This is a genomic window from Tenacibaculum sp. TC6 (genome assembly GCF_050606265.1).
In the GTDB taxonomy this organism is placed as follows: Bacteria; Bacteroidota; Bacteroidia; order Flavobacteriales; family Flavobacteriaceae; genus Polaribacter.
Genome location: NZ_JBOCUK010000023.1, coordinates 1 through 14888, shown reverse-complemented (window position 1 = coordinate 14888; position 14888 = coordinate 1). Strand labels below are relative to the sequence as shown.

The 14888-nt window shown below is 32.5% G+C and carries 11 protein-coding genes; 4 read left to right on the top strand and 7 right to left on the bottom strand.

From position 1 onward, the window contains the following. Positions 1–27: 27 nt before the first annotated feature. From ACQY1Q_RS12295 to kynU, 4 genes are read right to left on the bottom strand one after another with little or no spacing between them, the layout of a single operon-like run. Positions 28–552 (bottom strand): DUF1697 domain-containing protein, encoded by a 525-nt coding sequence (locus tag ACQY1Q_RS12295; protein WP_431005618.1) that lies wholly within the window; start codon positions 550–552, stop codon positions 28–30. Continuing rightward, a complete protein-coding gene (locus tag ACQY1Q_RS12290) occupies positions 553–1947 on the bottom strand; it encodes an FAD-dependent oxidoreductase (protein ID WP_431005617.1) in 1395 nt (464 codons plus the stop codon). Beyond that, positions 1940–3139 carry a S41 family peptidase gene (locus ACQY1Q_RS12285; RefSeq protein WP_431005616.1) on the bottom strand — a complete coding sequence of 400 codons (1200 nt, stop codon included), beginning with the start codon at positions 3137–3139 and terminating at the stop codon, positions 1940–1942. Before ACQY1Q_RS12285 ends, ACQY1Q_RS12290 begins: the two co-directional genes overlap by 8 nt. Next, entirely contained in the window at positions 3140–4399 is a 1260-nt protein-coding gene (gene kynU / locus ACQY1Q_RS12280) for a kynureninase (RefSeq protein ID WP_431005615.1), read from the bottom strand. A gap of 148 nt (positions 4400–4547) precedes the next feature. On the opposite strand from kynU, the gene ACQY1Q_RS12275 reads away from it, so the two are divergent. From ACQY1Q_RS12275 to ACQY1Q_RS12265, 3 genes are read left to right on the top strand one after another with little or no spacing between them, the layout of a single operon-like run. Beyond that, complete coding sequence (locus tag ACQY1Q_RS12275; RefSeq protein ID WP_431005614.1) at positions 4548–5330, top strand: IclR family transcriptional regulator; 783 nt, start codon at positions 4548–4550, stop codon at positions 5328–5330. A 12-nt stretch (positions 5331–5342) separates the two neighbouring features. Beyond that, the gene (locus ACQY1Q_RS12270; protein WP_431005613.1) at positions 5343–5909 is read left to right on the top strand and encodes a Crp/Fnr family transcriptional regulator; all 567 of its coding nucleotides are present in this window, start codon (positions 5343–5345) and stop codon (positions 5907–5909) included. Between the two features lie 56 nt (positions 5910–5965). Then, positions 5966–6421 carry a DoxX family protein gene (locus ACQY1Q_RS12265; RefSeq protein WP_431005612.1) on the top strand — a complete coding sequence of 152 codons (456 nt, stop codon included), beginning with the start codon at positions 5966–5968 and terminating at the stop codon, positions 6419–6421. Positions 6422–6442: 21 nt separating this feature from the next. On the opposite strand, the gene ACQY1Q_RS12260 is transcribed toward ACQY1Q_RS12265, so the two are convergent. The 3 genes from ACQY1Q_RS12260 to ACQY1Q_RS12250 form a co-directional block, all read right to left on the bottom strand. Then, positions 6443–8959: a T9SS type B sorting domain-containing protein gene (locus ACQY1Q_RS12260; RefSeq protein WP_431005611.1), complete on the bottom strand. Its 2517-nt coding sequence runs from the start codon at positions 8957–8959 to the stop codon at positions 6443–6445. A 19-nt stretch (positions 8960–8978) separates the two neighbouring features. Then, entirely contained in the window at positions 8979–10880 is a 1902-nt protein-coding gene (gene serA / locus ACQY1Q_RS12255; protein ID WP_431005610.1) for a phosphoglycerate dehydrogenase, read from the bottom strand. A 125-nt stretch (positions 10881–11005) separates the two neighbouring features. Then, positions 11006–11824: a hypothetical protein gene (locus tag ACQY1Q_RS12250; RefSeq protein WP_431005609.1), complete on the bottom strand. Its 819-nt coding sequence runs from the start codon at positions 11822–11824 to the stop codon at positions 11006–11008. Between the two features lie 128 nt (positions 11825–11952). Here ACQY1Q_RS12250 and gcvP point away from each other — a divergent pair, with 128 nt between their 5' ends. Further along, a complete protein-coding gene (gene gcvP / locus ACQY1Q_RS12245; protein ID WP_431005608.1) occupies positions 11953–14799 on the top strand; it encodes an aminomethyl-transferring glycine dehydrogenase in 2847 nt (948 codons plus the stop codon). Positions 14800–14888 lie beyond the last annotated feature (89 nt).

Below are 14888 nucleotides of genomic sequence, written 5' to 3'. Positions count from 1 at the left end.
TATGCTCGGAATGACGTTCTGTTTTTATTAGATAGTTGCTAGTTCTAATAGTTTTATCGTTGTTTTTAAATTGCGGGTGGTTGCTGTTACTTTCAACTTCTTTTCGATTACACTGTTTGTCAATTTAGTACTCCCAAAACTAGACGGACAATACAAATACACCACATCATTAACTATTTCATATTTATCTTCATTAATTCCATTAACTTCAATAACTGATTCTTTAGTTACCCTATCTAAAAAAGTAAAAGCTACTATTTTTTCATTTTCTTGTGAAAATGGATAGTTTTCTAGTGTACTTTTCCATTCCTCTGGTGTTCTAGCCAGTACAGGCACATCATACCCAAATTTAGCAGCAATCGCTTCTTTAATTTTCTGACAAACGATCTCTTTTGTTTCTTCAGAATCTAAAATAATATTACCACTTTGAATATAGGTTTGCACATTTTGAAACCCCAATTCATTCAAAATTCCTCTTAATTCAGCCATCGGAAGCTTATTTTTTCCCGATACATTGATTCCTCTTAATAATATTATATATCTATTATTCATTTACAATCCAGCTATTTTATCTTCTTCTAAAATTTCGTTGGTTTCTTCTTGCACCTTTTTTAATACCTCATTCAAATCAGTGATGGTATCTAAATCATGATGAGCAACCATATTTAATAACGCTTTGTCTTGTGCTCTTCCTTTGGTCATGGCTTCATGGTATCCTATATTTTCATTAAAAGTTACCATAGAGTATTTTGAGAAATATGCTGTAGGAAAATTTTCTTCTAATGCCATTTCTAATTTTCTTTTTTCTTTAAATAACGGATTTGCCACATGATCACGCATTTCATAATAGTTCTCAACAGCTAAATCTCCAATAGCATCTGCATCTTGTTTACGGCGTTTTTGATATTCTTTAAACACTTGATCCCAATTACCCTCATATGTATTTAATACCTCATCTAACACATATACATCTTCAAACGAGGCATTCATACCTTGTCCGTAAAAAGGCACTACTGCATGTGCTGCATCTCCTATTAACAGTGTATTTCCTTGATAATACCAAGGGGCGCATTTTACAGTTCCTAAGGCTCCTGTAGGGTTATTCGCAAATTCTTTAGCTATGTTAGGGATTAACGCCAAGGCATCCGGGAATTGCTTTTGAAAGAAGTCTTTTATTTTTTCTTCTGATGATAGGTCTTTAAAATTATACTCTCCTTCTTCATGACCTAAGAATAAGGTTACTGTAAAACTTCCGTCTAAATTAGGCAAGGCTATTAACATGTATGCTCCTCGTGGCCATATATGTAAGTAATCTTTACTTATTTGGTGGTTTCCAATATTATCTGCCGGAATTTCCAATTCTTTATATCCGTGTGTTAAATATTCCTGACTATAGCTAAACAGGAACTTTTTTTCTAAATAGTAGCTTTTTCTTAAAATTGAGCCTGCGCCATCAGCTCCGAAAATTACATCCGCATCTACAGAAAACACTTCTTTTGTTTCGTAACTTTTAAAATGAGCTATGGTATTTTCAATATCAATAGAAGTACATTTAGCATTAAAATGTATGGTTACATTTTCATGTTTTTCTGCTTCTGTTAGAAGTATTCCGTTTAAATCACCTCTAGAGATAGAATTTATATACTCGCCTTTTCTACCGGAATAATTAGACGCAAATGTGTTTCCTTCTATATCATGAACCAACCTGCCATACATAGGAATACATATTTCACGTGCTTTTTCTTCCACTCCTGCCAAGCGCAAAGCTTTAAAGCCTCTATCTGACAACGCTAAGTTAATAGAGCGTCCTGCTGAAATATCTACTTTTCGCAAATCGGGTCTGCTTTCATACACTGTTACTTTATAACCTCTTTGGGCTAAACGAAGTGCTAATAAACTTCCGCATAAACCGGCACCTATAATTACTATGTTGTCTTTTTTACTCATTTAGTATTTGAATAGCTTTTTTATATGTTTCTTCATTTGTTTTTGTACAAATTTCAGGAATGAATTTTTCTCTTGGCGTTCCATTTACATGAAATAATTTTTCAACTGGAAAACATACATTAATTTTTGTATTAGGAAGCTTATCACATTGAATTGCTCCTAGAAGTTTTGCCATCTCAGTTCCTACTACTGTTGCTGACTTTATATTATCAAACCCCTGAGCAATTGCTTCTCCTACACTTCCTGTCCATCTTCCAACTAATACGATAACCGGCTTCTTATATGGTTTTTTCAGAGGAGTTAACAGTTCTATCCAGCTTCTTTTTATTCCAAATTCTCTTTCTAATCCAACTCTTTCATGCATTTGATATGGAATTGTTTCTGATATAAACTTCCCCATTATACTTTTAGCTACTTCCGTATTACCTCCGCTTGGTGTATCTCTTAAATCTACAATTATGGCTTTGGTGTCTCGAAATTCATCTACTTTTTTAGGGAAAGCTTTAATTACTTCATTATTTCCTAATGAGTTATTAATTTTAACATAACCTATATTATTTTCAATAATTCTTGAGCTTAAAATTTCGTTTTCTTCTTTAGACGCTTTGGGCTTATTTAAGTGGTATTGCTTTTCTTTTCCGTTTTCAAGAACTAATATATCCCTTTCTTCATTATGCTTTCCTGCAAACCACAAATTAGCAAAAAACTCTTTTACCTCATTTTTTGGGTTTTTAAAAGATTTAGGCAATACTACTTTTACTAAATCTTCAATTTTACGGTTGTTTATACGAAGTAACTCCGCTCCTACTTTTAATCCTGTTTTTTCTATCTCAAAACCGGATCTGATATCTGCTATATAGTATTTATTATTCTTTATTTGTATCCATGCATCTGTTGAGGTAGGAATTAGTCGAAAAGATGATTTTAAGTTTCTGTTTATACCTGCATGTGCATCGTATAACTCATAAATTGTGTTTTCTACAATTCTTATAAATTGTGAATCTTCAGTAACCTTTGCAACTTCTTTCTGATAAATTTCTTTTACCTCTGACCAATTTGTTTGTTTTTGATCAAAATAGGCATAATAATTATGTATCATGGTCCATAAATAATCAAAATCCTCTTGATATTTAGTTTGAGCAATACTATTAAAGCTCAATAAAATTAGAAAAACAACAATTATCTTTTTCATTTACAATAGTTTTTTTAATATTTCAACCATTCTAAATACATCTTCAAAACTATTGTACATAGGCACAGGTGCACAACGAATTACATCCGGTTCTCTCCAATCAGTTATAATATTATTTTCGGTTAGTTTTTTATGCAAACTTTTATCTGCATTTTTTACTTGAATAGATAATTGACATCCTCTTTCTTTTGGGTTTGATGGTGTAATTATTTTAATGCTGGCTGTATCTATTCGACTGATTAAATACTCAAAATAGCCTGTTAGCTTTTCCGATTTTGCTCTTAAGGCTTCCATACCTACTTCATCAAACATATCTAACGAAGCTCTGATTGCTGCCATAGATAAAATAGGCGGATTACTTAACTGCCATCCTTCTGCTCCCGGCATTACATCAAAAGGTTGACGCATATTAAAGCGTGTTTCTTTGTTATGATTCCACCAACCTGCAAAACGAGGTAGCTCTTTATTATATGCATGCTTTTCATGCACAAACAATCCGGCTAAACTTCCAGGACCTGAGTTTAAGTATTTATAGGTACACCAAGCTGCAAAATCCACTCCGCTATCGTGTAATTCCGGAGAAATATTTCCTGCGCCGTGTGCTAAATCGATTCCAACTATACAGTTTTTTGCATGTCCTATTTTTGCAATGCGTTTGATATCTAAATACTGCCCTGTATAATAATTCACACCACCTATCAATAACAAAGCTATTTCATCCCCTTGCTCTTCTACTATTTTCTCCAAATCTTCAATACGCAATAGTTCTTCTCCTTCTCTTGGTTTCCATTCGATTAATCCTTCCTCAACGTCAAAACCATGAAATTTTAGTTGCGATTGTACTGCATACCTATCAGATGGAAAGGCATCACTTTCAATAACTATTTTATATTTTTTTTGTGTTGGTTGATAAAACGACACCATTAACAGATGCAGATTGGTGGTTAGCGTATTCATAACCACTACTTCTAATGGTTTAGCCCCCACAATTTTTGCCATTTTTTCCGTTAAAAATTCATGGTATGGCAACCAAGGAGTTTCTCCTTCAAAATGTCCTTCTACTCCATATTGCGCCCAATCATTTAATTCTTGTTGTATATATTGTTGCGTTCTTTTCGGTTGCAATCCTAATGAATTACCTGTAAAGTACAACCAATTATTTCCTTCTTTATCTTTTGGTATATGAAATTGTTCTCTTAAATACGACAGTTTATCCTCCTGGTCTTGTTGTAAAGCGTACTCTAATGTTGGTTTATACATATAGTTCTTTTTTATCTTAAAAACACTTAATATCTCTATTCTTATCACTAAATAAAACCAAAAAGTGTTTCACTATTTAAAACGATGTTTTATAAATCTAAACATTTTTTAGTACTTTAGCAAACATCTAATCAAAAAATAACACCTATTGACTTCTGATACTAATGACAAAAAGTTAAATCTATCCATCATTAAAGCTTTTGAGCTTTTAGATGCTTTTACTGAAGAAAAAAGTGCCTGGGGCGTAAGAGAACTAGCTTTAAAAACCGGATATAATAAAAGCACAGTATATAGATTACTCAATACTTTAAGTTCACTAAATATTGTACATCAAAATAGTAACGATAAGTATAGTTTGGGCAGTAAACTTTTTGAATTGGGTAATCGTGTCTCTTTATATAAAGCCATCACAAAGCTTACTAATGAACCTATTAAAAGGGTTGCTCTAGATATTCAAGAAACAGTTTTATTAAGTATCTTAAAAGAAAACCAGGTATTTCACATTGATAAGGCAGATAGTTTACATGGACTAAAGATAAATACTTCTGTAGGTTCTTATCAACCCATTTATGCTACGGCTTCTGGAAAATTATTACTTGCTTTTTTATCGGATACTCAACTAAATGATATTTTACAAAAGACGTCTCTTACTTCTTTTAGTAAAAATACCATTACTTCTTCTTCTGAATTACAGAAAGAACTGATAACAATTAAACAGCAAGGTTTTGCTTTGGATATGGAAGAATTAGAATCCGGATTGGTTTGTATTGCTATTCCGGTAAGAAATAAACATAACAAAGTAATTGCCGCATTAAGTGCATCAGGACCTTTAAGTAGGTTTAAAATGGAAAATGTAACTAACTACATTCGTATTCTGCAAAAAGGTGTGGATCGTATTGAAATCGATTTAAAAGATTTTGACAGTTTATAAAGCAAAGATGTAATGGATAAACTAAAAAACCTACTTCAATCAATAGCCAATATTTCTGAGGTAGATTGGATATATTTTTCCTCAAAGTTAGAGCGAGTTACTTTTTCTAAAAAGGAAATTATTTTATCTAAAAACCAAACCGAGAATTATTTATCTTTTGTTGAAAGTGGTATTTTACGAATGTTTGTTCCTAAACCGGAAAACGATATTACTTTTGGTTTTGTGTTTAAAAACAGTTTTATCAGCGCCTACGATTCTTTTCTTACGCAAGCCCCTTGCGAATATTCTATTGAGGCTTTATCTCCTACAATAATTTGGAGATTGACATTTAACGATTTGAATGACATTTATCAAAAGACTTCTATTGGTAATGAGATTGGAAGAAAATGTGCTGAAAATTTATTTCTTATTAAATCTAAAAGAGAACTTTCTTTATTAACTCATTCTGCCGAAGAAAGATATCTTAATTTATTTTATGAAAGACCTGAACTTATTAAACAAATTCCTTTAAAATATATCGCTTCTTATATTGGTGTTACTCCTCAGGCATTAAGCCGAATTAGAAAACGAATTTCTTAACCCAAGTTCATTGTTTCCAGTGTAAAGTTTATTCAATTTTGAAAAAACTTTACTTTATGAAACCTTTAGTTATTCTTCTTATCACTTTTACAACCGTTATAGCTTTTCAAAAGTTAACCAACAAGACTTTAAATCACAGTAAAGCTGGGCAGATAGCCATTTCTTTTATGCTACTATTTACTGCAATGGGACACTTTCTTTTTACGGAGGGCATGAGTAAAATGATTCCTGATTTTCTTCCTTATAAAAGAATTATAGTACTCACAACCGGTTACCTTGAAATAGCTTTTTCCATCGGAATACTTTTTACCCATTATAAACTGCTAATGGGCTGGGCTCTGATTATATTTCTTATACTTATTATACCGTCAAATATCAAGGCAAGCTTAGAGCATTTGAATTTTCAAACTGGCTCTTATGACAGTAAAGGAATTCTTTATTTATGGTTTCGAATTCCTTTACAGTTATTTTTTATTTTCTGGGTTTATTTTTTCTTAATACGAAAGTATTAACATAGATTATGATAAGAATAATTATTTTCTTAAGAGAGAGAAATGACCTTCATAAGTATACAATTTATCATTTAAATCTATCAATTTTAGAGAAAACCAATAGTCATTACTAGGGAGTATAATTCCATTATAACTTCCATCCCAACCTATACCAAACACCGTATTTTTATAAAGTATTTTTCCAAATCGGTCAAAAACAACAATATCTCCATTTTTATATTGGCTTTTATCGATTCCTTTAATATGCCAAAGGTCGTTTTTTCCGTCATTATTCGGAGTGAAAAACTTTGGGTATTGTAGTATATAAAATTCTAGTATAGCGCTAGGTACACATCCATTTTTATCTCTTATTTCCAACTTATACTTTCCTCCTTCAAGTTTATCAAAAAATGGCATATCTTGAAATGGCGTTACCATTCCTTCCTCGTTTTCTAAACTAAATTCATATACCCCCGCTCCTAAGTTTTTATTCTCTATACTTACTGTATATTCATTGTTTCCCCCATTAAAGTCATCAACAATAATTAAATCTTCTTTTTTAACTTCCGGACTACCTGATAATTTAATTAATACTTCTTCGCTTCTCTTACAGCCTGTAGTTACATTCATAACTTCAACAACATAAAGCCCTTCTTTATTTATTGTTAAGTTAGCAGTAGTTCCTATTATTTGCACAGCATCATTCAACCTCCATTTATATTCTAATGTTTGTTGATTTGCACTCACCACTTCTAGCATTGCCTGTGAATCTTTACATATAAATTCAGGAGCATTAATTGTAAAATCGGGTACCGGGTTAACTTGTAAAGTAATATGATGCCCCAAACCTAAACATGAATTATCTAAATTACTATCAACCCTAACGTAAATTTCTTGTTGAAAGGGTGAAGATATATTTCTATGCTTTGTGATATCAACAATAGCATTAGTTTCAGATAAAGCGTCAGCTAAATTTTCATAATAACTAATTTGAATCTGTTGCCCTGACGCATTAAACATATTATTTATTTCTGCATCAACCGTACTTAAATCAAAAGTAGCAATACCATCGCTATCATTATCATTAATTAAATCATCACACGCTTCAATAATTCTTAAAAAACCAGCAGGTATATTAGTGGTAGAAACAATTAAGTTAACTTCAGCTATTTTATAACAATCATTTGTATTGGTTACCCTTGCCCAAATGGTAGCATTTGAAGGCGTTTTATTAATGTATGATGTTATATTCGTAATTTTATTAGTATCATTCTGAGCTTCTAGTTGACTTTCATAAAATGTTATTACTTCGTGAGTATGATTTACAGAAATTTTACTTTTTACTTCTTCTAAATTAAAAAAGGTAACAGCATCCGTATCATCATCGCATTGTTTTAGCTCTACTACCCCTGTTATGTTAGGTGTTCCTTTAACAATTAATTCAACTGAAACCACACTTACACAAAAACTATTTGATTTACTTACAACTCTTGCAAAAAGTTCTTGTTGGTCACTAATTGTATTGGTATAAGTACTAGATAGATTTCCTGTATTATTTTCAGCTTCAGCATGCGACATATGGTATGTAATGGTATAATCTGCCGGATTTCCTGACACAAGTATTTTAGCATTTAATTGGTTCAGATTAAATTGCGCAAACCCATCATTATCTTCATCACATTCTTCTAATGATGCTTTTTGAGTTGGAGGACCATCTGCAACTATTAATTGAAAACTATCAACACTGTAGCAACCTGTTATTTGGTTTTCTAATCGTACATAAATTACTTGTTGATTTACCGTGTTAGTGTAAGCATCTGGCGTTGCAATTGGGTTACTTCCGGTATTAGCATCTGTATTATTCGTATAATAACTTATAGCAACGTTAGGCTGACTTCCTATAATAAAATTATTTTGGGTTAAATCAAATTCTGTCGTATGATCATCATAAGGCGAAACGCTATCACATTCTTCCAAATTAATTGATGTTCCTGTTGGTATTTCAACTGAGGGCGCATCATTAAACTCGGCCGTTCCTGTCCAATCAATTGTAAAATTACTACTTCCTATAGGCCTATCAATAACAATAAAATATCGTTCACCCGCCTTGGCATCTATAGCACTCACAAAACTATTACCATTTGCTCCGGGGCCTTCTGAAGTATCTGCTTCTGAAGTAGCCATTCCGGTATGGTTATGTGATAAACCAGCTGCCACCGGATTTGTGGTAGAACAACGAATTGATTGCCCTAAATTTCCACAACTGGCATTAGGTCCGAAAACAAAAAAGTCAAAATCTTCTTTAATATCGCTAGATTCAGGTTTTAACCTAAATGCTAATGTTCCGCTCTTTTTTATGGTTACATCAAACCATAAGCTATTATGTTCTTGACTGGAACAAGAGTTGGAATTATTCAACTCTTGTACCCCCGGTCCTGAAACTTCAATATTATCAAAACCTTCATTCCCGCATACTACAAGAGGACTGGTACAATCGTTTTGTGCATAAAGAGATACACTCGTAAATACAAAAACGAGAAGTCCTAAGATTTTTTTCATATTATTTTTTTATCCCAAATTAATATAGCACTCTAAATTTAATCGTTCCATCTACTTTTTTAAGATTAGCTATCACTTCTTGGTTATATTCTTTATCAACATCAGTAATTACATACCCAACTTTTTCATCTGTTGATAAATACTGACCTGTAATATTTAACTCATATTTAGCTAATACTTTATTGATTTTTGCCATTACACCAGGTACATTTTGGTGAATATGTAAAAATCTATGTGCATTTTTATGTTTAGGTAATCGAATGTTAGGGAAGTTAACAGCATCTACCGTGTTTCCTGAATTGATATACGCCATTATTTTATTCGGAACAAAATCTGCAATATCTCTTTGAGCTTCTTCTGTACTACCTCCTACATGAGGCGTTAAAATAACATTATCCAATCCTTTTAGTTCTGTATAAAAATCTCCGTTTTTACTTGGTTCTTCCGGATATACATCTACAGCTGCACCTGCTAATTTTCCTGATTTTAACGCTTCAACCAATGCTTCTATATCTACCACAAAACCTCTTGAAAGATTTACTAAAAGCGCTCCATCTTTCATTAAGTTTATTTCTTCTTTTCCTATGAAGTTTTTATTAGCTGAATTGTCATCTATATGAAGCGTTACAACATCAGAAATGGTTAATAATTCTTTTAAGGTATTCATTTTTGTTGCATTACCTAAAGCTAGTTTGTCTTCAACATCGTAATAACAAACGTCCATTCCTAATGCTTCTGCTAATACCGATAATTGTTTTCCAATATTACCGTATCCTACAATTCCAAGCTTCTTTCCTCTAACTTCTCTTGAACCTTGTGCCGTCTTATTCCAGTGTCCATTATGCAATTCTGTACTTCTTTGAAATACACTTCTCATTAGCATGATAATTTCACCAATAGCTAACTCAACCACAGAGCGTGTATTGCTGTAAGGGGCATTAAAAACGGCAATTCCATGTTCTTTACAAGCTTCTAAATCTATTTGTTTAGTTCCTATACAGAAAGCTGAAACCACCATTAGCTTTTCAGCAGCTTCTATGACTCTTTTAGTTACTTGTGTTTTAGATCGAATTCCTAAAACATGTACATCTTTTAATTTTTCAACCAATTCGTCTTCCGACAAACTTCTTGATACTGTTTCTACTGAAAAACCATCTTCTGTAAGTTTTTTTTCAGCATCAGGATGCACATTTTCTAATAATAATATTTTAATTCTGTTCTTTGGGTATGATATATTTCTTGGCAAATCGTTCACGTATAAAAATTCATCTAAGTTAGGGGTAATATAATCTGCATTGGCAATGGTTTTGTCTCTTAAAACATTTTCTGTGTATGCAAAAAATTTATCAGCTACACCTGCTTCTTTTGTTACATAATCACTATAACCATCACCAATAACCTGAATCTCTCCTTGAAGGTTTAAATCTTTCAGGCATTGTATTTTTCCATTATGAGTAGATAACACATTAGTTCTGTCAAATCCTACTATAACTCCATTATCATCAAATTCAAAGGTATTTGCATACACCCTTTCTTCCGGTATGTTATAGGCTGCTACAATAGGAACTATAAATTCTTTAAATCCTGCAGAAATCACGTAAATATCATCTGAAAAGTTTTCAAAAAACTCTTTATTTCTCTCAATGGACCTGGACACCTTTTGCTTTAGCTCCCGTATTAAAACTTCTAAATCTGCTTTTGTAGCATTTAATAATTTTATTCGCCTTTCTAAAGATTCTGTGAAAGAGATTTCTCCGTCAATTCCAAGATTTGTTATTGTAACAATCCCTTCAATGATCTCTTCTTTTTGCGGATTATTAGCCAAAGTTATTTCTGCTAAAACATCCAGAGCTTCAACTCGTGTCAACGTACTGTCAAAGTCAAATATAAAATTCCTTTTTATAGTACTTACTGTATTCATTGTTTTGTTTATTGTGTTGTATGAGCGCAAATTACAAAGGTTCTGCTAAAAAAGTATCACAAAATGATAACATTTTCATTTTTGCTTAATTTTACTTTTAAAAAGTATGATTTCAGTCTTTTAAACTATAAAATCATTAGTAAAAACCACCAAATTATAGGGATTGACTCCACCCAAAAAGAACTATAGTAAGGTGATTGCTCTTTGGAGGCTCTCATAAGAGTGATAGAAAACAATACAAAGATTAAAAAAAATGCGGTTCTGAAGTTAGAATTACTTGCTAATAAGAACTCTAAAAACAAACAAAGAGCCAGTATAACAAATCCTACTTTTTTGGTATTTTCTATTCCTATTCTTTTAGGTATTGTTTGTAATGATATTGCATCGTATTTCATGTCACGTATATCAAAAGGCAATATTAAAGCAACAACAAATAAAAAGCGCTGAAGCATCATCAAAACTACTTTTGTAACAGATACATTTTCAAAACCTACATCATAAACAGGCAATACTACTGTAACTCCACTCCAAACCAAGGCCACAACTATAATTTTTAAATAGCTAACGCTTCGTAAATTTTTTTGAAAACCACTTAAAAAAGGAATTGCATAAAGTAATGTTAGCACTCCAAAAGGCAGCATAACGAGTATTGTTTTTACAGGTAATTGGAATGTATAAAAGCAGAATAAAACAAAACTGACAAATGAAAAAATTTGAATCAATTTTAAATTTTTAGTCAAACTTCGATGGTGTAATTTTGCTACTCCCGCATATTTAACAAAATTATACCCGGTAATAGTTCCATAAAAAGCAAAATAATCTAGCGGTTCATTATACGGAAGTCCAAAAGATAACTCAGTTATTCTCATAAAAGCATATACCGATAAAGCCACATGAATACTTGAGTTTATATAAAAATTAAGCGCTGTTTTTAAATAATTCATTAAACAAAAATAACATATCTGTTCATAATTTAATATTCAGTTAATAAATTAACAGTTTCCGTTAAAAAACATACATATCAAATGATCTATTTTAATTATTTTTGAGCCACTTAAAACAAACAGCACAAATGAACACAAATTCATTTCAATTAAGACATATTGGTCCACGCGCTAAGGATCAGGAAAAAATGTTGAAATCTATTGGGGTTGACTCTTTAGATCAATTAATATATGAAACGATTCCGGATGATATTCGTTTGCAAAATGAATTAGATTTAGCTCCCGCCATGAGTGAATATGAATACTTAAATCATATTAATGACTTGGCTGCTAAAAATAAAGTTTTTAAAAGTTATATTGGTTTAGGATACCACGAAGCTATTATACCTAGCGTTATACAACGTAATATTTTAGAAAATCCGGGATGGTATACTGCTTACACACCTTATCAAGCTGAAATTGCTCAAGGTAGATTAGAAGCTTTATTAAATTACCAAACTTTAGTTTGCGATTTAACAGGAATGGAATTAGCTAACGCTTCATTATTAGATGAAGGTACGGCAGCAGCTGAGGCAATGGCTTTATTATTTGATGTTCGTGAAAGAAATAAGAAGAAAAACGGAGCCAATAAGTTTTTTGTTTCTAATGAAATTTTACCACAAACATTATCTGTTCTTGAAACTCGTGCTATTCCTATTGGCATTGAATTAGTAGTTGGTAATCATGAAGAATTTGATTTTGCTGATGATTTCTTTGGTGCTATTGTGCAATACCCTGGAAAACACGGGCAGGTTTATGATTATACCGATTTTATAGCTACCGCTAATGCAAAAGAAATTAAAGTAGCTGTTGCTGCTGATATTTTATCGTTAGTAAAATTAAAAGCTCCGGCTGAGTTTGGTGCAGATGTAGTGGTAGGTACTACTCAACGTTTTGGTATTCCTTTAGGCTATGGCGGACCTCACGCTGGTTACTTTGCTACTAAAGAAGAGTACAAACGTAGTATTCCGGGACGTATTATCGGAGTTACTAAAGATAAAAACGGAGGACGTGCATTACGTATGGCGCTTCAAACTCGTGAGCAACATATTAAACGTGAAAAAGCAACTTCAAATATTTGTACAGCTCAGGTTTTACTAGCTGTTATGGCAGGTATGTATGCCGTATATCACGGTAAAGATGGTTTATCATTCATCGCTAACCAAGTACATAATGCTGCTGTAACTGTAGCCAATGCTCTTGAAAAATTAGGATTTAAACAAAAAAATGCCGTTTATTTTGATACGCTTTTAGTTGAGGTAGAAACTGAAAAACTAAAGCCTGTTGCAGAAGCAAACAAAATAAACTTTAATTATATTGATGAAAATCACGTTTCTATTTCATTAAATGAAACTGTTGGTTTAAAAGAAATCAATACCATTATTGATTGTTTTGAACAAGCATTCAACATTCAAGATATTACAATAACTGAATTGGCTTCAGGAATTGTTCCGGAAAATCTTATTAGAAATACTACATTTTTAGAAAATGAAGTATTTAACACGTATCATTCAGAAACAGATATGATGCGTTACATAAAAAAATTAGAGCGTAAAGATTTAGCTTTAAATCACTCAATGATTTCTTTAGGTTCATGTACTATGAAGTTAAATGCTGCTTCAGAAATGTTACCTTTAAGTAATCCGCAATGGGGTAACATCCATCCTTTTGTTCCGTTAGAACAAGCACAAGGTTACCAAGAAGTACTTAAAAACTTAGAACATCAGTTAAATGTTGTTACAGGTTTTGCCGGTACCTCTTTACAACCAAACTCAGGAGCTCAAGGTGAATTTGCTGGCTTAATGGTTATTAGAGCTTTTCATGAAGCTAATGGTGATTCTCACAGAAACATCTGTTTAATTCCGGCTTCTGCTCATGGTACTAACCCGGCTTCTGCAGTAATGGCAGGAATGAAGGTTGTTGTAACTAAAACTGATGAAAAAGGAAATATTGATGTAGAAGATTTAAGAGCTAAAGCTGAATTACATAAAGACAATTTATCTGCTTTAATGGTAACTTATCCTTCAACTCACGGAGTATATGAAAAAGCTATTAAAGAGATTACTCAAATAATCCATAGTAACGGAGGACAAGTGTATATGGATGGTGCAAATATGAATGCCCAGGTTGGATTGACTAACCCTGCAACTATTGGTGCTGATGTTTGTCACTTAAACTTACACAAAACCTTTGCCATTCCGCATGGTGGAGGTGGTCCTGGTGTAGGTCCTATTTGTGTTGCTCCGCAATTAGTTCCTTTCTTACCTAGTAACCCTGTGGTAAGTACTGGCGGAAATAAAGCAATTACAGCTATTTCTGCGGCTCCTTGGGGATCTGCTTTAGCTTGTTTAATTTCTTACGGTTACATAACTATGCTTGGTGCTGACGGATTAACTAATGCTACTAAAAATGCCATTTTAAATGCGAATTACATGAAAGAGCGCTTACAAGGTCATTTTACCACTTTATATACAGGTGAAATGGGACGTGCTGCTCATGAAATGATTTTAGATTGTAGATCATTTAAACAAAATGGTATTGAGGTTGTTGATATTGCTAAACGTTTAATGGATTATGGATTCCACGCTCCTACAGTATCTTTCCCTGTAGCCGGAACTATTATGGTTGAACCAACAGAAAGTGAAGGTCTTACAGAATTAGACCGTTTTTGTGATGCTTTAATCTCTATCCGTAAAGAAATTGAAGCCGCTTCTCAAGAAGACACTAATAACGTTTTAAAGAATGCACCTCATACACAAGAAATGTTAACTGCTGACGAGTGGGATTTACCTTATTCTCGCAAGCAAGCTGCTTTTCCTTTAGACTACATTGCTGAAAATAAATTCTGGCCTTCTGTACGTAGAGTAGATGATGCGTATGGAGATCGTAACTTAATTTGTTCATGCAATCCTATTGAAGATTATATGGAAGCTTAATTTTTTAAGTTCATGAGTCGTCCTAAAATAGGTTGACAGATTTAAAAAATATTATTTAAACCAGAGAGGCTAGCTTCTCTGGTTTTTTG

What these genes read in the sequence shown, in the direction of transcription:
- ACQY1Q_RS12295 (WP_431005618.1), bottom strand. Translation starts at nt 552, where the DNA reads ATGAATAATAGATATATAATATTATTAAGAGGAATCAATGTATCGGGA.
- ACQY1Q_RS12290 (WP_431005617.1), bottom strand. Translation starts at nt 1,947, where the DNA reads ATGAGTAAAAAAGACAACATAGTAATTATAGGTGCCGGTTTATGCGGA.
- ACQY1Q_RS12285 (WP_431005616.1), bottom strand. Translation starts at nt 3,139, where the DNA reads ATGAAAAAGATAATTGTTGTTTTTCTAATTTTATTGAGCTTTAATAGT.
- kynU (WP_431005615.1), bottom strand. Translation starts at nt 4,399, where the DNA reads ATGTATAAACCAACATTAGAGTACGCTTTACAACAAGACCAGGAGGAT.
- ACQY1Q_RS12270 (WP_431005613.1), top strand. Translation starts at nt 5,343, where the DNA reads ATGGATAAACTAAAAAACCTACTTCAATCAATAGCCAATATTTCTGAG.
- ACQY1Q_RS12265 (WP_431005612.1), top strand. Translation starts at nt 5,966, where the DNA reads ATGAAACCTTTAGTTATTCTTCTTATCACTTTTACAACCGTTATAGCT.
- ACQY1Q_RS12260 (WP_431005611.1), bottom strand. Translation starts at nt 8,959, where the DNA reads ATGAAAAAAATCTTAGGACTTCTCGTTTTTGTATTTACGAGTGTATCT.
- serA (WP_431005610.1), bottom strand. Translation starts at nt 10,880, where the DNA reads ATGAATACAGTAAGTACTATAAAAAGGAATTTTATATTTGACTTTGAC.
- ACQY1Q_RS12250 (WP_431005609.1), bottom strand. Translation starts at nt 11,824, where the DNA reads ATGAATTATTTAAAAACAGCGCTTAATTTTTATATAAACTCAAGTATT.
- gcvP (WP_431005608.1), top strand. Translation starts at nt 11,953, where the DNA reads ATGAACACAAATTCATTTCAATTAAGACATATTGGTCCACGCGCTAAG.